This is a genomic window from Komagataeibacter sp. FNDCR2, assembly GCF_021295395.1.
Lineage (GTDB): Bacteria > Pseudomonadota > Alphaproteobacteria > Acetobacterales > Acetobacteraceae > Komagataeibacter.
The window spans coordinates 1,077,180-1,097,254 of the sequence record NZ_JAIWOU010000001.1 but is presented as its reverse complement, the minus strand read 5'-3'; the positions used below and the strand labels follow the sequence as shown (position 1 = coordinate 1,097,254).

General features: G+C 64.8%; 25 protein-coding genes. 20 read left to right on the top strand and 5 right to left on the bottom strand.

What is annotated here, in order from left to right:
* Window positions 1-54 precede the first annotated feature (54 nt).
* From pstC to leuB, 12 genes are all read left to right on the top strand, one after another.
* Window positions 55-1,017, top strand: a complete 963-nt coding sequence (pstC, locus tag LDL28_RS05210) for a phosphate ABC transporter permease subunit PstC (protein WP_233057522.1) — start codon at window positions 55-57, stop codon at window positions 1,015-1,017.
* Complete coding sequence (gene pstA / locus LDL28_RS05205) at window positions 1,018-1,935, top strand: phosphate ABC transporter permease PstA (protein WP_233057521.1); 918 nt, start codon at window positions 1,018-1,020, stop codon at window positions 1,933-1,935.
* Window positions 1,932-2,717: a phosphate ABC transporter ATP-binding protein PstB gene (pstB, locus tag LDL28_RS05200; protein WP_233057520.1), complete on the top strand. Its 786-nt coding sequence runs from the start codon at window positions 1,932-1,934 to the stop codon at window positions 2,715-2,717. The genes pstA and pstB overlap by 4 nt, the downstream gene beginning before the upstream one ends.
* 147 nt (window positions 2,718-2,864) lie before the next feature.
* A complete protein-coding gene (locus LDL28_RS05195) occupies window positions 2,865-3,371 on the top strand; it encodes a Spy/CpxP family protein refolding chaperone (RefSeq protein WP_233057519.1) in 507 nt (168 codons plus the stop codon).
* A gap of 197 nt (window positions 3,372-3,568) precedes the next feature.
* Window positions 3,569-4,963 (top strand): signal recognition particle protein, encoded by a 1,395-nt coding sequence (gene ffh / locus LDL28_RS05190; RefSeq protein WP_233057518.1) that lies wholly within the window; start codon window positions 3,569-3,571, stop codon window positions 4,961-4,963.
* A 55-nt stretch (window positions 4,964-5,018) separates the two neighbouring features.
* Window positions 5,019-5,363 (top strand): 30S ribosomal protein S16, encoded by a 345-nt coding sequence (gene rpsP / locus LDL28_RS05185; protein ID WP_183479040.1) that lies wholly within the window; start codon window positions 5,019-5,021, stop codon window positions 5,361-5,363.
* 42 nt (window positions 5,364-5,405) lie between these two features.
* Window positions 5,406-5,957: a ribosome maturation factor RimM gene (rimM, locus tag LDL28_RS05180; RefSeq protein ID WP_233057517.1), complete on the top strand. Its 552-nt coding sequence runs from the start codon at window positions 5,406-5,408 to the stop codon at window positions 5,955-5,957.
* Window positions 5,954-6,700 (top strand): tRNA (guanosine(37)-N1)-methyltransferase TrmD, encoded by a 747-nt coding sequence (trmD, locus tag LDL28_RS05175; protein WP_233057516.1) that lies wholly within the window; start codon window positions 5,954-5,956, stop codon window positions 6,698-6,700. Before rimM ends, trmD begins: the two co-directional genes overlap by 4 nt.
* A 31-nt stretch (window positions 6,701-6,731) precedes the next feature.
* Complete coding sequence (gene rplS, locus LDL28_RS05170) at window positions 6,732-7,124, top strand: 50S ribosomal protein L19 (RefSeq protein WP_233057515.1); 393 nt, start codon at window positions 6,732-6,734, stop codon at window positions 7,122-7,124.
* 136 nt (window positions 7,125-7,260) lie between these two features.
* Window positions 7,261-8,664 (top strand): 3-isopropylmalate dehydratase large subunit, encoded by a 1,404-nt coding sequence (leuC, locus tag LDL28_RS05165; protein WP_233057514.1) that lies wholly within the window; start codon window positions 7,261-7,263, stop codon window positions 8,662-8,664.
* Window position 8,665: 1 nt separating this feature from the next.
* On the top strand, window positions 8,666-9,289 hold the full coding sequence (gene leuD / locus LDL28_RS05160) for a 3-isopropylmalate dehydratase small subunit (protein WP_233057513.1): 624 nt from the start codon (window positions 8,666-8,668) through the stop codon (window positions 9,287-9,289).
* Between the two features lie 75 nt (window positions 9,290-9,364).
* The gene (leuB, locus tag LDL28_RS05155) at window positions 9,365-10,483 is read left to right on the top strand and encodes a 3-isopropylmalate dehydrogenase (RefSeq protein WP_233057512.1); all 1,119 of its coding nucleotides are present in this window, start codon (window positions 9,365-9,367) and stop codon (window positions 10,481-10,483) included.
* Between the two features lie 143 nt (window positions 10,484-10,626).
* On the opposite strand, the gene LDL28_RS05150 is transcribed toward leuB, so the two are convergent.
* From LDL28_RS05150 to def, 4 genes are read right to left on the bottom strand one after another with little or no spacing between them, the layout of a single operon-like run.
* Entirely contained in the window at window positions 10,627-11,364 is a 738-nt protein-coding gene (locus tag LDL28_RS05150; protein ID WP_233057511.1) for a response regulator, read from the bottom strand.
* Window positions 11,361-11,906, bottom strand: coding sequence for a MarR family transcriptional regulator (locus LDL28_RS05145; protein WP_233057510.1), 546 nt, complete (start codon window positions 11,904-11,906; stop codon window positions 11,361-11,363). Before LDL28_RS05145 ends, LDL28_RS05150 begins: the two co-directional genes overlap by 4 nt.
* A gap of 8 nt (window positions 11,907-11,914) precedes the next feature.
* Entirely contained in the window at window positions 11,915-12,538 is a 624-nt protein-coding gene (locus LDL28_RS05140) for a COQ9 family protein (protein ID WP_233057509.1), read from the bottom strand.
* Entirely contained in the window at window positions 12,535-13,065 is a 531-nt protein-coding gene (def, locus tag LDL28_RS05135) for a peptide deformylase (RefSeq protein ID WP_233057508.1), read from the bottom strand. The genes LDL28_RS05140 and def overlap by 4 nt, the downstream gene beginning before the upstream one ends.
* 237 nt (window positions 13,066-13,302) lie before the next feature.
* Between def and rpsU the strand changes: the two genes are divergently transcribed.
* Both rpsU and LDL28_RS05125 read left to right on the top strand, forming a co-directional pair.
* A complete protein-coding gene (rpsU, locus tag LDL28_RS05130) occupies window positions 13,303-13,506 on the top strand; it encodes a 30S ribosomal protein S21 (RefSeq protein WP_010506446.1) in 204 nt (67 codons plus the stop codon).
* Between the two features lie 87 nt (window positions 13,507-13,593).
* Window positions 13,594-14,985: a HAMP domain-containing sensor histidine kinase gene (locus tag LDL28_RS05125; RefSeq protein ID WP_233057507.1), complete on the top strand. Its 1,392-nt coding sequence runs from the start codon at window positions 13,594-13,596 to the stop codon at window positions 14,983-14,985.
* Between the two features lie 20 nt (window positions 14,986-15,005).
* Here the strand turns inward: LDL28_RS05125 and LDL28_RS05120 are convergent, their stop codons facing one another.
* Window positions 15,006-15,575: an outer membrane protein assembly factor BamE gene (locus LDL28_RS05120; protein ID WP_233057506.1), complete on the bottom strand. Its 570-nt coding sequence runs from the start codon at window positions 15,573-15,575 to the stop codon at window positions 15,006-15,008.
* Between the two features lie 183 nt (window positions 15,576-15,758).
* Here LDL28_RS05120 and LDL28_RS05115 point away from each other — a divergent pair, with 183 nt between their 5' ends.
* The 6 genes from LDL28_RS05115 (at window position 15,759) to LDL28_RS05090 (ending at window position 20,047) form a co-directional block, all read left to right on the top strand.
* Window positions 15,759-16,289, top strand: coding sequence for a DUF177 domain-containing protein (locus tag LDL28_RS05115; protein ID WP_233057505.1), 531 nt, complete (start codon window positions 15,759-15,761; stop codon window positions 16,287-16,289).
* Between the two features lie 171 nt (window positions 16,290-16,460).
* On the top strand, window positions 16,461-16,664 hold the full coding sequence (gene rpmF / locus LDL28_RS05110) for a 50S ribosomal protein L32 (RefSeq protein ID WP_003620805.1): 204 nt from the start codon (window positions 16,461-16,463) through the stop codon (window positions 16,662-16,664).
* Window positions 16,665-16,829: 165 nt separating this feature from the next.
* The gene (gene plsX, locus LDL28_RS05105) at window positions 16,830-17,921 is read left to right on the top strand and encodes a phosphate acyltransferase PlsX (protein ID WP_233057504.1); all 1,092 of its coding nucleotides are present in this window, start codon (window positions 16,830-16,832) and stop codon (window positions 17,919-17,921) included.
* Window positions 17,922-18,004: 83 nt separating this feature from the next.
* Complete coding sequence (locus tag LDL28_RS05100; RefSeq protein ID WP_233057503.1) at window positions 18,005-18,976, top strand: beta-ketoacyl-ACP synthase III; 972 nt, start codon at window positions 18,005-18,007, stop codon at window positions 18,974-18,976.
* 100 nt (window positions 18,977-19,076) lie between these two features.
* Window positions 19,077-19,403 (top strand): integration host factor subunit alpha, encoded by a 327-nt coding sequence (locus LDL28_RS05095; protein ID WP_233057502.1) that lies wholly within the window; start codon window positions 19,077-19,079, stop codon window positions 19,401-19,403.
* Entirely contained in the window at window positions 19,400-20,047 is a 648-nt protein-coding gene (locus tag LDL28_RS05090) for a MerR family transcriptional regulator (protein ID WP_233057501.1), read from the top strand. Before LDL28_RS05095 ends, LDL28_RS05090 begins: the two co-directional genes overlap by 4 nt.
* Window positions 20,048-20,075 lie beyond the last annotated feature (28 nt).

Genomic DNA, 20,075 nt, shown 5'->3' with positions numbered 1-20,075 from the left:
GCGGGCGCGAATGTTGGAAACTGTGAGACGTGTGGCGGCACGGAGGTCTTCTGTATGGATCGGTCTGCAACATCCCCTTCAGCCCTGACGGGGGCGGTCAGGGGGAACGGTGATGCCGTGTTCGCCACCATTGTCCGTTGCAGCGCGGTCCTGATCCTGCTCGGGCTGGGCGGGATGGTGGCGGTCATGGCGTGGGGCGCGCGCGGCGCGTTCGGCACGTTCGGGCCGGGTTTCCTGTTCGACAAGGCCTGGAATCCCGTCACCCAGCACTTTGGCGCGGCCGCCCCCATGTTCGGCACGCTGGTCACGTCCCTGCTGGCCATCGCCATGGCGGTGCCGCTGGCCTTCGGTATCGCGGTCTGGCTGACCGAAATAGCATCCTCGCGCATCGCGGGCGTGATCGGCACGCTGATCCAGCTTCTGGCGGCGGTGCCCTCCATCATTTTCGGCATGTGGGGATTCGCGGTGCTGGTGCCGTTCATGGCCCATTACGTGGAACCGCTGGCGGGCCATACGCTGGGGCGGCTGCCGGGTGTTGGCACGCTGTTCCGTGGCGCGCCCTATGGCACCGGTTTCCTGACGGGGGGCATGATCCTGGCAGTCATGATCACGCCGTTCATTTCCGCCGTCATGCGCGATGTCTTCCTGTCCATGCCCGCCGTGCTGAAGGAAAGCGCCTATGGCCTGGGCATGACCCGGTGGGAAGTGGTGCGCCGCATCATCCTGCCGTGGTCGCGGACATCGGTGGTGGGCGGGGTCATGCTCGGGCTTGGGCGCGCGCTGGGGGAGACGATGGCCATCACCTTCGTCATCGGCAACGCCAACCATATCGGCTGGTCGCTGTTTTCGCCGGGCAACACGATCGCTTCGCTGATCGCGCTCGAATTTCCCGAAAGCGCGGTGGGCAGCCTTAAATTCTCGTCTCTGATGGCGGTGGGCTTCCTGCTTATGCTGATCTCCCTTGGAACGCTGGTCTGTTCGCGGCTGCTGCTGCGCAGCAAGGCGGCGGGTCGCTAGATGACGGGTCCGGAGAACGTGACGGTCGCGGCCGCGCCGGTGGAGACGGGCTGCACATCGGGGCGCTGGCAGGGTAACAGCCTGTCCGACATGCGCAGGCGCATGGTGGACCGGGTCGCCACAGGCCTGTGCTGGGCCGCGACCGCGCTGGTGCTGCTCATGCTGTTTTCCATCCTGTTCGTGCTGGTGCGCAACGGGATCGGGGGGCTGCGCTGGGTCACGTTCGCGCATGTCACCCTGCCGCCGGGCCAGGATGGGGGGCTTGCCAACGCCATTGTGGGCAGCCTGATCCAGACCGGGCTGGCCGTGCTGATCGGCGCGCCCGTGGGCCTGCTGACCGGTATCTACCTTGCCGAATTCACAAGCACGGACGGGTGGCTGATCAATGCCGTCCGGTTCGTGTCCGACCTGCTGCTGTCGGCGCCATCCATTCTGGTGGGGCTGTTCATCTACATGATCGTGGTGGTGCCGACAGGGCATTTTTCCGGTCTGGCCGGGGCGCTGGCCCTGTCCATTCTGGTGGTGCCGGTTGTGGTGCGCACCACGGAGGACATGCTTCGCCTCGTGCCGCTTTCCATGCGGGAGGCGGCGTTCGCCCTTGGCGCGCCCCGGTGGCGGGTCATCATGTCCGTCTGCCTGCGCGCGGCGCGCGATGGGGTGGCGACGGGCATCCTGCTCGCCCTTGCCCGCGTCTCGGGGGAGACGGCGCCGCTGCTGTTCACCTCGCTTGGGAACATGAACTGGTCGGTCTCGCCCACGGCCCCCATGGCCAGCCTGCCGGTCACCATCTACCAGTACGCCGGCGCGGCCTATGCGGACTGGACGGCGCTGGCCTGGACGGGTGCGCTGCTGATTACGACGGGTATCCTGATGATTAACATAACCGTGCGGCTGGGGCTGGGACGTAACAGGAAATGAATATGACAGTCGCGGAAAAGAACCCGGCGCCCGCGGCGATTGCCGTGCGTAACCTGGATTTCTATTACGGCGCGAACCACGCGCTGCGGAACATCTCCATCGATTTTCCGCAGGGCCAGGTCACGGGCATGATCGGGCCTTCGGGCTGCGGCAAGTCCACCCTGCTGCGTGTGCTGAACCGGATGTACGACCTCTATCCCGGCCAGCGCGCGACGGGAGAGGTCATTTTTGACGGCTGCAACATCCTGGGGCCGAAGGTGAACCTGAACGTCCTGCGCTCACGCGTGGGCATGGTGTTCCAGAAACCCACGCCATTCCCCATGTCGATTTACGACAACATCGCCTTTGGCGTGCGCCTGCACGAACGTCTGGACCGTGGCGCGATGGATGCGCGGGTGGAGGACGTGCTGCGGCGCGTCGCCCTGTGGCCGGAGGTGCGCGACAGGCTGCACGATTCGGCCGCGGCCCTGTCCGGCGGGCAGCAGCAGCGGCTATGCATCGCACGCACGATCGCAACCCGCCCCGAAGTTGTGCTGCTCGATGAGCCGACCAGTGCGCTCGATCCCGTCTCGACCGCGCGGATCGAGGAACTGCTGGATGAACTGAAGGCCGATTTCACCATCGCCATCGTTACCCACAACCTGCAACAGGCCGCCCGCTGCGCCGATCAGGTCGCCTTCTTCTATATGGGCGAGGTGGTGGAAGTGGACAGCGCCGACCGCATGTTCACCGCCCCGCGTGAAAAGCGCACGCAGGATTATATCACCGGCCGTTTCGGATAGGGGCGGCCCGGTCTCCTTACACTTTGTAGCAAGTTTGCCCACATTGAACGCATCGGCTGTTATAGCGTTATGTTTGCAGGCCTTGCATGACCTTCCGGGGGCAGGCAGGGTATGGAATAAGTTATAACAGGAGTAGACTTGGTTCCCATGATGAAGAAAATGATTCTGGCCGCCACCCTCGTTGGTGGCTTGGCGGGCCTGTCCGGACAGGCTCTTGCCGCCCATCATGCCCCCCAGAAAGGTCCGGGCTGCTTCCCCGGTGGGCCGGGCGGCTACGGCGGCATGCCGTTCCTGACGAATGTCCAGCTGACCACTGCGCAGCAGAAGAAGCTCAAGGCCATCCTGAACGACAGCCATCCCGATTTCCATGCCGACATGGAGCAGGAACACCAGCTTCACAAGCAGATCCAGGACCTGCTGGCGACGCCGGGCAAGGTGGATGAAGCCCAGATCACCAGCCTCCAGCAGCAGATCGCGACCCTGCACCAGCAGCATGAGGCCGCCCACCTGCAGACGGCCATCCGCATCCACGACATCCTGACCGCGGACCAGCTCAACCAGATCCGTGAGACGCAGGACAAGGTCGCCAGCCTGCACGAGCAGCTTCGCGCGCTGACCGCGCCGCCGCCGCCGTCGGACGACGACCACAAGTAAGATTACGCCACCACCGCCGCCACCACGCGCGGCGCAGGCTGAAAGGCGGCTGTCCGGCGGTGTCGGGCAGCCGTTTTTTTATGTGGGCGCGTGCAATGCTTGACTTCGCGCGGCGCGCGGGATAAATCCGCCCGACAATCAGGCACGTCACTTCGCGAGGGTTCGCGCAGTGGCGCGTCCTCTTTTGGGGAAATACGTTGTTCGAGACGCTGTCAGGCAAGCTTTCCGGTGTGTTCGATGGCCTCGCCAAGCGCGGGGCCCTGTCGGAAGCGGATGTTACGGAAGCCATGCGCGAAGTGCGTCTGGCCATGCTGGACGCCGACGTGGCGCTGCCTGTCGTCAAGGATTTCGTCAACAAGGTACGCGAACGCGCCGTGGGGCACGAGGTGCTGGAAAGCATCTCCCCCGGTCAGGCCGTCGCCAAGATCGTCAATGACGCGCTGATCGACGCGCTGGGCGGCGCGGGTGCGGTGCCGCTCAACCTGAACGCCGTGCCGCCGGTGCCGATCCTGATGGTCGGGCTCCAGGGTTCGGGTAAGACCACCACCTCGGGCAAGATCGCGCGCCGCCTGGCGCAGCGTGAACGCAAGAAGGTGCTGCTGGCCAGCCTTGATACGCAGCGCCCCGCGGCCCAGTTGCAGCTTGCCCAGCTGGCCGAGCGCGCGGGTGTTGCCTCGCTGCCCATCATCGCGGGGCAGACCCCGGTCGAGATCGCGAAGCGCGCGATGGAGACGGGACGGCGCGAGGGGTATGACATCGTCATCCTCGATACCGCCGGCCGCCTGTCGATCGACGAAGCCCTGATGGACGAAGTGCGCGCCATCCGCGCCGAGACCAGCCCGGCGGAAACGCTGCTGGTGGTCGACGCCATGACCGGGCAGGACGCGGTCAACACCGCCAAGGCGTTTAACGAGGCCGTGGGCGTGACCGGCGTTGTCATGACCCGTATGGATGGCGATGCCCGTGGCGGCGCCGCCCTGTCCATGCGGGCCATCACCGGCGCGCCGATCAAGCTGACCGGCTCGGGTGAGAAGCTGGACGCGCTGGAGGAATTCCACCCCGAGCGCGTGGCGGGCCGCATCCTCGGGCTGGGCGACATCGCGGGGCTGGTCGAGAAGGCCGCCGACACCCTGGATCATGAGGAAAGCGAGAAGCTCGCCCTCAAGATGATGCAGGGCAAGTTCGATCTTGATGATTACGCGGCGCAGATCCGTCAGATCAACAAGATGGGCTCCATTTCCGGCATCCTCGGCATGCTGCCCGGCATGGGCAAGCTCAAGGACGCGCTGGGGGACAAGGAGCTTGATACCTCCGTCCTGCAGCGCCATCAGGCCATCATTTCATCCATGACCCGCAAGGAGCGGCGCACGCCCTCCATCATCAAGGCGTCGCGCAAGAAGCGTATCGCCGCCGGGTCCGGTACGACCGTGCAGGAGATCAACCGTCTGCTCAAGCAGTACGACGCGATGGCCTCCATGATGAAGCGGTTCAGCAAGTTGGGAGTGAAGGGGCTGATGCGTCAGGGTCTGTCCGCACTCATGCCAAAGGGGGGACGCCCCCCCGGCGGCGGCGGGCGTCCGCCTTTTGGCTGAGCCTGAACGTCGTTCCCGTTTTTCTTTGTCTTTTTACTGTCTGGAGAAGTCTTAAATGAGCCTCAAGATCCGTCTCGCCCGCGCCGGTGCGAAAAAGCGTCCCTACTACCACATTGTCGTGGCGGACAGCCGCTCCCCGCGTGATGGCCGCTTCATCGAGCGCGTCGGTTCCTACAACCCGATGCTGCCCTCCGACCACGCCGACCGCGTGCGTCTGGTTGCCGAGCGCATCAGCCACTGGCTGTCCAACGGCGCGCAGCCGACCGACCGCGTGGCCCGCTTCCTCGGCAACGCGGGCCTGGCGCCCAAGCCGACCTGGAACGAGCAGCCCAAGAAGTCCGCGCCCAAGAAGCGCGCGCAGGAACGTGCCGCTGCCGCTGCCGCCGCAGCCGCGGCGTAAGTGACGCGGTAAGACAGGCAGGAAAGGCAGGGCCGTCATCCCATGAACCACGATCATGTCCTGATGGGTGTGGTAGGTCGTCCGCATGGCGTGCGGGGGCTCGTGCATGTGCACAGCTATACCGCCGTGGCGGAAGATCTGGCCACCTATGACGGGCTGGTCGATGACCTGGGCCGCCCGTGGCGGCTGTCTTGGCAGGGCAACGGCGTCGCACGGCTGTGCGATGCGCGGGGCAACGCCATTGAGAGCCGCGAGGCCGCGCAGCAGATGGTCAACCGCAAGCTGTACGTGCCGCGCGCCAGCCTGCCCGAGCCGGATCAGGACGAATTCTACTTCGCCGATCTGGTCGGGCTGGAAGCGCGCGAGCAGGGGATGGAGCGGGTGATCGGCCGCGTGGCCGCCGTACATGATTACGGCGCGGGCACCAGCCTCGAAATCGAAGGCGCGGGCGGGCATCTCCTGCTGCCGTTCACCCAGGCCTGCGTGCCGGTGGTGGATGTGCGGGGCGGGCGGATTACGGTCTGCGTTCCCGATGAGATCGAGGTTCCGGTCGAATGCTTTCCCGGCGCCGCAGGGCAGGGGGACGGACCATGACATGGCAGGCAACGGCGCTGACGCTGTTTCCGGACATGTTCCCCGGCACGCTGGGGCAGTCGCTGGCCGGGCGTGCGCTGGAACGGGGCATCTGGTCGCTCGACGCGCGGGACATGCGCGCCTACGGGCTGGGGCGGCACCGCGTGGTGGATGACACGCCATTTGGCGGCGGGGCCGGAATGGTCATGCGCCCCGATGTCGTGGCCGCCGCGGTGGCTGATACCAGCCTTGCGGGGCGACCGCTGGTGTATCCCACCCCGCGCGGGCGGCGGCTGACGCAGGCGGATGTCCGCCGGTATGCGGCCGGTCCCGGCGTGGTGGTGCTGTGCGGGCGTTACGAAGGGGTGGATGAGCGCGTGCTCGAAGCCACGGGCGCCGAACAGGTCTCGATCGGGGATTACATCCTGTCGGGTGGGGAAGTGGCGGCCACCGTGCTGCTCGATGCCTGCGTGCGGCTGCTGCCGGGCGTGATGGGATCGGGCGAAAGCGCGGTGGAGGAAAGCTTTGCCGATGGCCTGCTTGAATATCCGCTTTATACCAAGCCGGCACAATGGGACGGGCGCGACGTGCCCGAGGTCCTGCTGTCCGGTCATCATGCCGCGATCGCCCGGTGGCGACGCGCGGCGTCCGAGACGGTGACGCAGGCGCGTCGGCCGGATCTGTGGGCTGCCTACCGGGCGGGCGCAGGTCAAGACATTCCCCGGACCGCAGGCCCGTGTGCCGATGCGGACCGGCTGAACTGAACATGAAATCCTATCGAACGAGGACCGGATCATGAACATCATCCAGAAGTACGAGGCGGAAGAAATTGCCCGCCTGACAGCCATCCGCGCGGTGCCGGAATTCGCACCGGGTGACACCGTGCGCGTCGGCGTCGAGGTGGTCGAAGGCACCCGCAAGCGCGTGCAGGCCTATGAAGGCGTGGTGATCGCACGCTCCAACAAGGGCCTGAACAGCAACTTCACCGTGCGCAAGATTTCCAACGGTGAAGGCGTGGAGCGTGTGTTCCCGCTGTATTCCCCCACCATCGCCGAGATCAAGGTCGTGCGCCGTGGTGTCGTCCGCCGTGCGAAGCTGTATTACCTGCGTGGCCGTCGCGGCAAGTCCGCCCGTATTGCCGAGCGCAAGCGCGAGACGGTGGCCGCACCTGTCGCCGCCGCCGAGTAATATGCCCATCCTTTGCCCGTTTCCCGCCCATGGCGGGGGCGGGCAAAGCGTTTTTGCCTGAGAATTGATGGCTGCGTGTCGCGTGCCTGTCCCGTGCGTGATGGCGGCCTGTTTCCGTCCGGGAGAGGAAAATAGAATGGCCCCGCGTACATTGTTCGACAAGATATGGGACAGCCATGTAGTCGAAACACTCCCGGACAAGACGGCCATTCTCTATATCGACCGCCATCTTGTGCATGAAGTCACAAGCCCGCAGGCCTTCGAGGGGCTGCGCCTGAGCGGTCGCCGCCTGCGTCACCCCGATGCGACAATCGCCGTGGTTGACCACAACGTTCCCACATCCGACCGCACCCAGCCGATCGCGGAGGCCGAAAGCCGCAACCAGATCGAAACACTGGAGCGGAACGTGAAGGAATTCGGCGTGCCGTATTTCCCCCTGCTTTCGGCGCGGCAGGGCATCGTGCACGTGGTCGGGCCGGAGCAGGGCATTTCCCTGCCGGGCATGACCATCGTGTGCGGTGACAGCCATACCTCCACCCATGGCGCGCTGGGCGCGCTGGCCTTCGGCATCGGCACGTCCGAGGTCGAGCATGTGATGGCGACCCAGACCATCCTGCAAAAACCGGCAAGGAACATGAAGGTGGTGGTCGAGGGCCAGGTCGGTCCCGGCGTGACGGCCAAGGACATCATGCTGGCCATCATCGGCCATATCGGCACGGCGGGCGGCACCGGGCATGTGATTGAATTCGCCGGTTCGGCCATCCGCGACCTGGACATGGCGGGCCGCATGACGGTGTGCAACATGTCGATTGAGGCCGGTGCCCGCGCCGGGCTGGTCGCCCCTGATGAAACCACGTTCGAATATGTCCGGGGCCGCCCGTTCGCGCCGAAAGGTGCTGCGTTTGACGAAGCCGTCGCCTACTGGCGCACCCTGGCCGCCGATGAAGGCGCGCATTACGACCGTGTGGTGGAACTGCGCGCGGAAGACATTTCCCCGGTCCTGACATGGGGCACCAGCCCCGAAACCGTCATTCCCGTGACCGGCAACGTACCCGACCCGGCGGCGGAGACCGATCCCTCGCGCCGCAAGCAGATGCAGCGCATGCTGGACTACATGGGGCTGGAAGCGGGGCAGAAGATCGCGGGCACGCCGGTTGATGTCGTGTTCATCGGGTCATGCACCAACAGCCGGATCGAGGATCTGCGCGCCGCCGCGGCAATCGCCGCCGGGCGGAAGGTAGCGGACGGCGTGCGCGCGATGATCGTGCCCGGATCGGGCATCGTGAAGGCGCAGGCGGAAGAGGAAGGGCTGGACAAGGTGTTCCTCGATGCCGGGTTCGAGTGGCGTGAAGCCGGGTGTTCCATGTGCCTTGGCATGAACCCCGACCGGCTGACGCCGGGGCAGCGCTGTGCATCGACGTCCAATCGTAATTTCGAGGGCAGGCAGGGCCCCGGCGGGCGCACGCACCTGCTGTCCCCCGCCATGGCGGCGGCCGCCGCCGTGACCGGAACCCTGACTGATGTGCGGGAGCTGATCTGAGATGGATAAATTCACCGTTCTTACCGGCATTGCGGCCGCCCTGCCCGAAGAGAATATTGACACCGACAAGATCATCCCGGCGCGGTTCCTGAAAACCACCAAGCGCTCGGGCCTTGGCGTCAATGCCTTCGACAGCATGCGCTATCGGCCCGATGGCTCGGAAAACCCGGATTTCGTGCTGAATCAGGAGCCGTACCGCAAGGCGGAAATCCTGATCACATTCGATAATCTGGGGTGTGGTTCATCGCGCGAACATGCGCCCTGGGCGCTGCTGGATTTCGGGATCCGTTGCGTGATCGCGCCCTCCTTCGCCGATATTTTCCATAACAACTGTTTCAAGAACGGTATCCTGCCCATCGTGCTGCCACGCGCGGTGTGTGAACAGCTGATGGCCGATTCCCGTCTGGGTAGTAACGCACGCCTTACGATCGACCTGCCCCGGCAGGTGGTGATCCGGCCCGATGGCAGCGAAGTGCCCTTCACGGTCGATCCCCTGCGCAGGAAACTGCTGCTGGAAGGGCTGGATGACATCGGCCAGACCCTGCAGCATGAAAACGCGATCGAGACCTTTGAGACGGAACGCGCGCAGGCGCAGCCGTGGATTCCCCGTATCGTTCTGGATTAGGGAACCGGGCGGCGATCGCCGCCCGCATTACGGGACAGATCATTCAACAACCAGATTATCCGGATGGGAAACCTCATGTCCGCACCCAAGAAGCTCCTTGTCCTGCCAGGCGATGGCATCGGGCCTGAAATCATGCGCGAGGTCCGGCGCATCATGGACTGGATGGCGCAGGCGCGCGGTATCCGCTTTGATGTGAGCGAGGATCTTGTGGGCGGTGCGTCGCTGGCGGTGCATGGCCAACCCATCACGCAGGAAGTGATCGACGCGGCGCGGGCGGCGGATGCGGTTCTGTTCGGCTCGGTCGGGGATCCGAAATGGGCATCCGCCGGGTTTGACCGCAGGCCGGAGATTGCGATTCTCAAGCTGCGGCAGGAACTTGGCCTGTTCGCCAACCTGCGCCCGGCCAAGGTGTTCGATTCGCTGGTGGACGCCAGCACGCTCAAGCCCGATGTGGTGCGCGGCCTGGACATCATGATCGTGCGTGAGACGGTGGGCGGCATCTATTTCGGCACGCCGCGCGGTATCGAGACCCTGCCCGATGGCTCGCGCCGTGGCATCAATACCGAAGTCTATACCACGGCGGAAATCGAGCGCGTGGCCCGCGTCGCCTTTGATCTGGCCCGCAAGCGTGACAACCGGGTGTGTTCGGTTGAAAAATGCAACGTGATGGAAAGCGGCCTGTTGTGGAAGGAGGTCGTGACCGACCTGCATGCGCGTGAATACGCGGATGTCGAACTGACCCACATGCTGGCCGATAACTGCGCGATGCAGATGGTGCGCAACCCGCGCCAGTTCGATGTGATCGTGACCGGCAACCTGTTTGGCGACCTGCTGTCCGATCTGGCGTCGATGCTGACCGGCAGTCTGGGCATGCTGCCTTCCGCCACGCTGGGGGCGCGGGGCGAGGACGGCCGCCTGCCCGCGCTGTATGAGCCGATCCATGGCAGCGCGCCCGATATCGCCGGGCAGGGCAAGGCCAATCCGCTGGCGCAGATTCTCTCCTTCGCCATGCTGCTCCGCTATTCCTTCGATATGCAGGCGGAGGCGGCGCTGGTTGAAACGGCTGTTTCCAATGTGCTGGACAAGGGCCTGCGTACGCCCGACATCATGAGCGCGGGCCGGACGGAAGTGAACACCGATGGTATGGGCAGCGCCGTGCTGGCCGAACTTGAGCGCCTGAACACCGCGGCCTGAACCGCCGCGCGCGAATATGGCTGACAGGAAACGGGCTGGTATGGTCGTCATGCCAGCCCGTTCCGATTCCTGAAGGCCGGTTCCGGCAGTCCGTGGCGCTGTAAGGAAGTTTTTTTGTCAGCCAGTTAGCTTGAAGAAATGTCTCAAAGGCCGGGCTTGAGCACGTAGCCCTTGCCCCGCACGGTCTGCAGGTAGCGCGGCTCGCGCGGGTCCGGCTCGATCCGGCGGCGCAGGCGCGTCACCTGCACATCTACGGCGCGTTCCCCGATTTCCTCCATATCCAGCGTGGCGGCGATATCGGTGCGTGAGAGGATTTCGTTTGGGTGGCGCGCCAGAACCGAAAGCAGGGCCGACTCGCCCCCTGTCAGGTGTACGACTCCCTCCGCATTGGACAGGAGGCCCCGCACCGGGTCGAATTCCAGATCGCCCATCCGCACGATGCGCAGGTTGTTGCTGGGCGCGGGCGGGACGAAGTGGCGCAGGTGGGCCTTGAGCCGCAGCAGCAGTTCGCGTGGTTCGAACGGCTTGGCCAGATAATCGTCCGCCCCGGCCTCGAGCCCGATGATCCGGTCTTCCGGCTCGCCCCGCGCGGTCAGTAGCAGGATGGGGAAATGCAGTTTCTCACGCCGTAATTCGCGTGTCAGTTCCAGCCCGTTTTCCCCCGGCATGGTAATGTCGAGGACCAGCGCATCGGGTTGCATGAAGCCCAGCACCTGACGCGCCTCCTGCGCGGAAGACGCGGCGCTGACGCGAAAGCCCTGTTCGCTCAGGTAACGTTGCAGCAGGCGACGCAGCCGGGGGTCGTCATCCACCACCACCACATGCGCGTCCACGATCATGCTGTCATGGGGCAGGGATGTGTCGCAGGCTGTCTGGATCATGTGGAGCTCCGGTCTGGAGAATGGTGGGCTTCGGTGGATATGCCGGCGGCATCCGATTCGTCTATCAGCCCCCGCATGACCCGGCGGAAACCATCAACCGCCTTGCCGCCCGCCTTGCGATAGACCCGCAGCAGGACCTCACGTTGCAGGGAAAACAGCCGGTTTTCAATCTCCGCCCCGCGTGGGCTGAGGTAAAGCCGCCGCCGCCGCCTGTCTTCGGGCGCGGTTTCGTGCCGTATGAGGCCCATGGCCAGCAGTTCGCCCAGCACGCGGCTCATGCTCTGCTTGGTGATGCCCAGCGTCTCCAGCAGCGCACCCACGGCGATGCCGGGCTGAAGGGCCACCACCTGCATGATGCGGTGATGCGCGTGCCCCAGGCCGTATTCGTGCAGGCTGTCGTCAATCATCCCCGTAAAGGCCCGGCAGGCCAGCATGAGCAGTTCCTGCGCCTGCCGCATGTCCTCATCGCGCAGGAACAGCAGTTCAACCCCCGCGCCTGCGGGCGTGTGGCGGGTGGGGGACGGGCGGGTGGGAACGGTCACTTTGGTGTTCAGGCGATGCGGCCGGTCAGGCGGTTGCGCAGGCGGGTGACGCGCCCGACTTCGGCCAGGCGGCGATCCAGGAATTCCTCAACCGATGCCGGGTTGCCGCCACGCGTCAGCCAGAACAGGAGGGTGGAGATATAGACCCCGCTCAGCGTGATGCGCTTGGTCACGTAGGTAAAGCCGGTGGAGGTGTCGCCCGCCGCCTGCCATATCGCGTTCACGCTCCGGCCCAGCGCGCGGGCGAGGACCCGGCCATGGGTCGGCACCAGCAGGACGGCAAGCGCCTGCCGTATGGCGCCCCGATGGGGGGCGGCATGGTCCAGCCGGAACACGATGGCGGCCCGGACGCGGCGGCTGATCTTGCGGCTGCGGAACTGGTCCGTCGCGGCCAGCATCTCCCGGTCCATAAGGTCGAAGCAGGCTTCCGCCACCTGGGCCATCCCGCCGGGGAACAGGATGTCCGCATCCGCGCTCACGCACTGCTTCAGCAGCGCAAGCGTCCAGGGCTGTTGCCCCGCGCGCGGATCGGCCAGGAACCGGCGCAGCAGCGCATCACTTTGCGGTGAATGCGCAAGGGCGGGGGGCTGGAGCGCGGACGTTGCGGCGGCGACCAGAACTGAAAGATTCATGCGGGTTCTCCGTAACGTGCCATTTCCGTATCAAATCCCATCCGGGCCAGATCCGTCATCCGCATGGGGTACAGGATCCCGTTCAGGTGGTCGTATTCATGCTGGAATACATTGGCCAGAAAGCCCGATGCAATGCCATGGATTTCCTGACCGTGCTCATTCATCCCCTTATAGGCGACACGCTCGTACCGGGGCACCCAGCCGCGCAGGCCCGGAATGGACAGGCAGCCTTCCATCCTATCCACCATTTCATCATCAACGGGTTCCACGACCGGGTTGATCAGGGCGGATGGCGGGCAGGCGGGAGACTCCGCATCCGTACGGCGGGCCGCGGGGATATGGTACACGAACAGCCGCAGGCCCTGGTGCACCTGTGGCGCGGCCAGTCCGACGCCACCGGCATCCAGCATGGTTTCGATCATGTCGGCCACCAGGGTCCGGATGGACGGGGTCAGCGGGTCCGCCACCGGCTGTGCGGGCTGGAGCAGGACCGGGTGGCCCATCCGGGCGATCTTGAGCAGCGTCATGCGGGAAAAACCTTTATCTCTGTTACGGGCGCGGTCCATGCCAGCCGGGGGGCGAAAGGCGCATGAAAATTCCTTTGCGCCGATATGCGGGAATGATTTGTGTTGCCGCGGGGGAGTGTGATATAGCTGCGGCCCGTTTGGGAATCGCACGAAGGGAATAGCCTCGGGCGGATGTTCCCCAAGTTTCAGTTTCATGCGCCGCCCATACCGGATGGCCGACCAGGAGTTGATGACCCAGTGCAGGTTCTCGTTCGTGACAACAATGTTGATCAGGCCCTCAAGGCCCTCAAGAAAAAAATGCAGCGTGAAGGCATCTTCCGCGAAATGAAGCTGCGCCGTCATTACGAAAAGCCGTCCGAGCGCAAGGCGCGCGAGGCCGCTGAAGCCGTGCGCCGCGCCCGCAAGATGGAGCGCAAGCGCCTGGAGCGTGAAGGCTTCTAAGCCCGCGCGCTATCGGAATATGGGTCTGACCCGCAAAGAACCGGCTTCTGCAAGGGAGCCGGTTTTTTTGCGTCCGAAAGGGAAAGCATGAACGCCCCCCATGGTGCCGAAAAGACGCCACCCGCCCCGCAGGGGTGGCGCAGGATACGTGAGCGTCTGGTCCGGCGCATCCTGCCGCGTTCCCTGCTGGGGCGGATGCTGCTGATCGGGTTCATTCCCCTGCTGGTGACACAGGCCATCTGCCTGGAACTGTTTTACGGCAATTATCTCCAGATCGTCTCCCGGCGCCTGTCGGGCAACATGGTCACCACCATTTCCATGACGCTGGACATGCTCGAACGCTACCCTTCGCCCATGGACCGGCAATGGATACTCGACGACATGGGCAGGCGCGCGGATCTGGTCATGACATGGCGCGAAGGGGCCAGCCTGCAGAAAAGCGGCACCAACCATGTGCTTGGCCCCATCGACGATTATCTGGTGCGCGACCTGCGCGATAACGTGCCGTGGCCTACCCTTGTGGACTGGAAGCGGCCGCACCGGCACATGGTGATCCTGGTGCAGGTGCCCGGCGGCATTCTCCAGGTCGTGGCGCTGCGCAAGCGGCTGGACGTGGCGCCGGTCTGGCTGTTCGTGGCATGGGCGTCGGGCAGCGCGCTGGTGCTGTTCGTGATCGCGGCGCTGGTCATGCGCAATCAGGTGCGCGCCATAAGGCGGCTGGCGCGGGCGGCGGAACTGTTCGGGCTGGGGCGCGACACGGTACCCATCGTGCCCGAAGGCGCGCAGGAAATACGCAAGGCCGCCGTCGCCTTCAACCGCATGCGCGACCGGATCAACCGTTTCGTGGAGCAGCGCACCACCGTTCTGGCCGGTGTGTCGCACGACCTGCGCACGCCGCTGACCCGGCTGCGGCTCTCACTGGCCATGTTCCCGCGCGCGGGCATGATCGAGGCCGCCAGCCTTCAGCCCGATATTGCCGACATGATCGGGGATATCGCGGAAATGGAACGCATGATCGAGGCGTATCTGTCCTTCGCCCGTGGCGAAGGGGCCGAGGTTCCCGTGGCGATCCGGGTGGAGGAGATGTTCGAGGAGATCGGGGCCACCCAGCGCCGTATGGGCGCGGATGTCACCATCGGCATGGTCGTGCCGCCCGGTCTGGCCATTACCGGCCGCAGCAACGCGCTGCGCCGCGTTTTGAACAATGTGGTGGAAAACGCGCGCAACCATGCCGGCCGCGTGGAACTTTCAGCCGAACGCGCACGCGGGCAGGTCATCCTGTACGTGGATGACAACGGGTGCGGGGTGGAGGAATCCCGGCGTGAAAGCGTGTTCCGCCCGTTCGAAAGCGGAAAGGAAGGGGGCACCGGCCTTGGTCTCGCCATCGCGCGTGACATCATTCACGCCCATGGTGGCCACATCGCGCTGGAGACGGGGCCACTGGGGGGCGCGCGGGTAAGGATTATCCTGCCGGAATAGGCGCTCAGGCGGCCCGTGGATCAGGGCAGGGAGTTACCCTGTCCCCCATGGCCCGGCCCGCCGTTCATGCTGTTCATCGGGCCGGTGCTGCCGCCATAGGTGCTGCTCATCTGGCTGAGCGGGTTGTAGCGGCCCACATTGCCCAGAATCTGCTGCATGACGTTGATCTTGGTGCCCGGCGTGGGCGTGCTGCCCGACGCCATGCTGACATAGCGGGCGTCGTTCTTGTGCAGGACGCGCATGTTGCGCAGGATGCCGTCCTGATCGAATGTCAGCACCACCGATTCCTGCTTGCGTATGCGCGGGAAGCTTATGGGGGCCAGCACCTGGGTCATGGAGACATAGACCCACGTATTGTCGTCAAACGTGGCGTGCGCGGTGGGGGAGCCCAGGGCGTCCATCACATCCGTGCGTGTGCTCTGCCCGGTCTTGAGCTTGTTGTAATCATCCGGTTCCACCAGCGAGCCGCGTTGCACGACGGACGGCTTGAACAGCGCGCAGCCCGACAGCCCGACCGCCGCCCCGATGACAGCGCATGAAAACAGGCGTAATGAACGGGAGCGGGGCTGCTTGACCTGGGGTGACCTCATGGTCCGGAAAATATCCTGCAATAAGGGCATGGCGCATGACGCGGTTCGTCTTTCCGGTGCCCGATTGGGTAAATGAAGTCAATCGCAGATCGCCCCGCCGGTGGAAAAACACGCAGGGCAGCGCAATATCGCCATCAGGCCCCAACGGGCATGGCCCCGAATACACGCGCAGGAGTATGACGCATGGATGCAGAATTTTCCCGTCCCATGGCCGTGGGGCGCATCCCGGCCAAGGGCTTGGAAACCGTGGTCGAGGCATCGGAGGCGGAATGCCGCAAGCTGGTGAAGCGGCTTGGGATCGTGGGGCTGCGCAACCTGTCCTGCCGCTACCGGCTCAAGCCGGGGCGCGGGGGGGAAGTGCTGGCCGAAGGGTGGCTGACCGCGCATGTGACGCAGGAATGTGTCATAAGCCTTGAGGCGTTCGAGGATGTGCTGGCGGAATCGTTCACCGTGCGCTGCATCCCCGCTGAACGCTTCCGCGAGGAAGACGAAATCGACCCCTTCACCGTTGATGAGGTGCCGTATGAACGCGACAGCATCGACCTGGGCGAACTGGCGACGGAAGAACTTTCCCTCGCCCTGGATCCGTATCCGCACAAGCCGGGCAGCAGGATTCCGCCGGAACTGATGGCGCCGGAAGAAACCGCGCCCGAGGAAACCGGACGCAGGCAGCCTTTTTCCGCCCTGGCCGAGTTGAAAAAAAAGCGGAACTGACGCAAGGAAGAGGCCGAGGAGGGGGAAACTCACCAGACATCATGCGCATCATCCCTTGCGCAAGTGTAAATGGTCTGCTAGAGCGCCCCCCTCAATTATTGATAACTGACCGGTGTATCGCCACGAGGGTGTGCCTGCCGGTTGTGATCCAGATCGGAGGGGCCCGGGCCCATGGCTGTACCCAAGAGAAAAACCTCGCCGTCCCGTCGTGGCATGCGTCGCAGCCACGCTGCGCTGCCTGTCCAGGCGCACGCGGAATGCTCCAACTGCGGTGAGCTCAAGCGCCCGCACCACGTCTGCAGCCACTGCGGACATTATGACGGGCGCGAAGTCGCGTCCGCCGGCAAGGCGCTGAAGACGGCGGTCCGCGCCTGATAACAGCACGCCAATGGCGTCATGACCCGGTAACGGCGCGATCCACAGGGGTCGCGCCGGCGGGCGCCCCCAGGGGCGTCCAGCCCGGGATGCGCGGGGATATGGTCATTTCAAAGTGTATATCCTGATCTTGCGCGTTTCTTTCTTACCCGGCACAAGACGAGCATGAGCGAGACAGGTTCCTCCTTTTCCGAGACTGGGTCTTACACCCTTGCCATTGATGGCATGGGGGGAGATGGCGGTCCGGAAGTTGTGGTGGCCGGACTGGCGATTGCGGCGGACCGACATCCTTCGGCCAGAATCCTTCTGGTCGGGGACGAGGCGAAATTGTCCGGTCTCCTGAGCCGCCATCCGCGCGCGGCCGCCATCTGTACAATCCGTCCGGCCCGTTCGGCCATTTCCATGGACATGAAGCCGACCGCCGCGTTGCGGGTGCGCGACTCGTCCATGCGGCTGGCCATGGATGCCGTGGCGCAGGGCGAGGCGCAGGGCGTCGTGTCCGCTGGCAACAGCGGGGCGATGCTGGCGCTGGCCAAGATCGTGGTCAAGACGCTGCCCGGCATCACCCGCCCCGCCATGGCGGCCATCAGCCCCACCACGCGGGGGGATGTGGTCATGCTTGACCTCGGGGCCAACGTGGCGTGCGACTGGCGCAACCTTGTCGAATTCGCCGTAATGGGCGAAGCCTTCGCCAAGGCGGTGCTGGGACTGCCCGCGCCCACCATCGGGCTGCTCAATGTCGGGTCGGAGGAGCTGAAGGGCGACGACCGGCTCCGGCAGGCGGCGGAAGTGCTGCGGGGCAGTTCGCTGGGCAGGCAGTTCCACGGTTTCGTGGAAGGGCACGACATCACGGCGGGCACCACCGATGTGGTGGTGACCGACGGGTTTACCGGCAATGTGGCCCTGAAAACCGGGGAGGGCGCGCTGAAAATGGCGTTCACCCTCCTGCGGCAGGTCTTTACTTCCAGCCTTCTGGGCCGGATCGGCTATCTGCTTGTCCGCCCCGGTCTGGAGCGCATGAAGGAATGGCTCGATCCACGCCGCTATAACGGCGCGGTGTTCGTCGGACTGAACGGGGTCGTAGTCAAGTCGCATGGCGGGACCGATGCGGAAGGGTTCGCGGCGGCGGTCGATGTGGCGATGGATATGGTCACGCACCGCTTCAACGACGGGATTCGTGAGCGTCTGGCCCGCATGGAAAGCCTGACATCCGTCAAGGCGAACCCGGATCAGCCGCAGACGGTTCCTGCATCCTGACCCAGTGACATCCGGTAGGGCGGGCAGGCCGCGGTGCATGCCTCCACCTGTGTATGTGAGATGAGAGTGGTGGAAAAACAGGCATGATGGCGAAACGCTCGCTTCTGTCCGGGTTTGGCGGTTATCTGCCTGAGCGGATCGTTACAAATGATGAACTCGCCTCCCGGCTCGATACATCGGATGAATGGATTCGTGGCCGCACCGGCATCGCCCAGCGGCATATAGCGGGGGAAAACGACACCGCCGTCTCCATGGCCACGCGGGCCGCACGCCAGGCGCTGGACTACGCGGGGGCCACGCCCGCCGATGTGGATGCCATCATCGTCGCCACCAGCACGCCGGACCAGGCCTTTCCCTCCACGGCGGTGCGGGTGCAGGCGGAGCTTGGCGTGACATCGGGCTTCGGGTTCGACCTGGCGGCCGCGTGTTCGGGGTTCATCTATGCCCTGTCCATGGCCGATTCGCTGATTCGCTGCGGGCAGGCCCGATCCGCGCTGGTCATCGGCAGCGAAGTCTATTCACGCATTCTTGACTGGTCCGACCGGGGCACCTGCGTGCTGTTTGGCGATGGCGCGGGGGCGGTGTTCCTGACCGCGGCGGAGCCCGCGGATGGTGCGGCGGGGATCCTGTCAACGCATCTGCATTCCGATGGCCAGTATGGCGACCTGCTTTATGTGGATGGCGCGACCGGCCGGCACGACAGGCCCGCGCACCTGCGCATGCTGGGGCGCGAAGTATTCCGCCATGCGGTGGGCAAGCTGTCTTCTTCGGTTGATGAGGCGCTGGCCGCCAACAACCTGACCCATGCCGATGTGAACTGGCTGGTGCCGCACCAGGCCAACCTGCGCATTATTGACGGTGTGGCCCGCAAGCTGTCCCTGCCGCCGGAACGCGTGGTGATTACGGTGGACCGGCATGCCAATACCTCGGCGGCCTCCATCCCGCTGGCCATGAACGAGGCCGTGCGGGACGGGCGCATCCGCAAGGGTGACCTTGTCCTGCTCGAAGCACTGGGTGGCGGGCTGACATGGGGGGCCGCGCTGGTCCGGCTCTAATGTCGTTTCGGTGCAACATTGCAATGAATGGTGGATGAAACCGGCTTTTCATCCACGACATTCAATTGACGATGAACACACTGATGCATAACGTTTACGTATGAGCACAGTGACGCGCGCCACTCTGGCAGAACAGATATATGATCAGGTCGGCCTGTCCCGCCATGAATCCGCCGATATTCTGGAAGATATTCTGGAGCGGATGGCACGGACGCTTGAGGCCGGCGATACCCTGAAAATCAGTGGATTCGGCACGTTCTCCGTCCGGCAGAAGGGGCAGCGTACGGGCCGTAATCCGAAAACGGGCGTGGAAGTGCCGATTCTGCCGCGTTCCGTTCTGGTCTTTCGCCCCAGCCAGCTACTTCGTGCCCATGTCAACGGGCAGGCCGCCGATGCGGACCAGCCGGAAGGAGATGATGGGGAATGAACGCGCAGTACGATCCGGCTGATGCCGACCGGCAGGACGGTTACGGCGTAACGGGCATGGATGGCCTGCCCATTTACGATGTGGCGCGTGAACTCGGTCTGGCCCAGCATGTCATGCGCATGTGGGAGACACGTTTCCCCCAGCTTGCCCCGCTGCGCGGGCAGGGGGGGCGGCGTTATTACCGGCCGCATGATGTTGCCGTGCTGCGGCGGATCGCGGACCTGCTCTATGTCCGCAAACTGTCCGTGGCGGAAGCGCAGGCGGTGCTGGGCGGCGGTGCCGACGCCCTGCCAGCCGAAGCCGCCCCCGTGCGGTCTCATGAGACTTCTCCCCCGCCGGAAGCCCCGCAACCCGAACGGATCGAATCCGTGGCCGGGCCGGATGTCGTGGTGGAGGACGTGGTTGTCCATACACAGGTGGAGGATGAGATCGAATCCTTCGCCGCGACCGCCGCGTCGGCCATACAGGCGGCGCTGGATGAAAAGGGGGAAGGACAGGCCAGCGACGATGAGGCGGAACAGCCGCTGGAGCAGGTCGTGATGATCGAGCTTGAGCGCCTTCAGGCGGAAAATGCGGCGTTGCGCGACAACCTGCGCGGCGTGCTGGTGGAGCTGCAGGCCCTGCGCGCCATGGTGCCGGTCTGATTCATCAGTTTTTTTTCGGGTTTGGTTC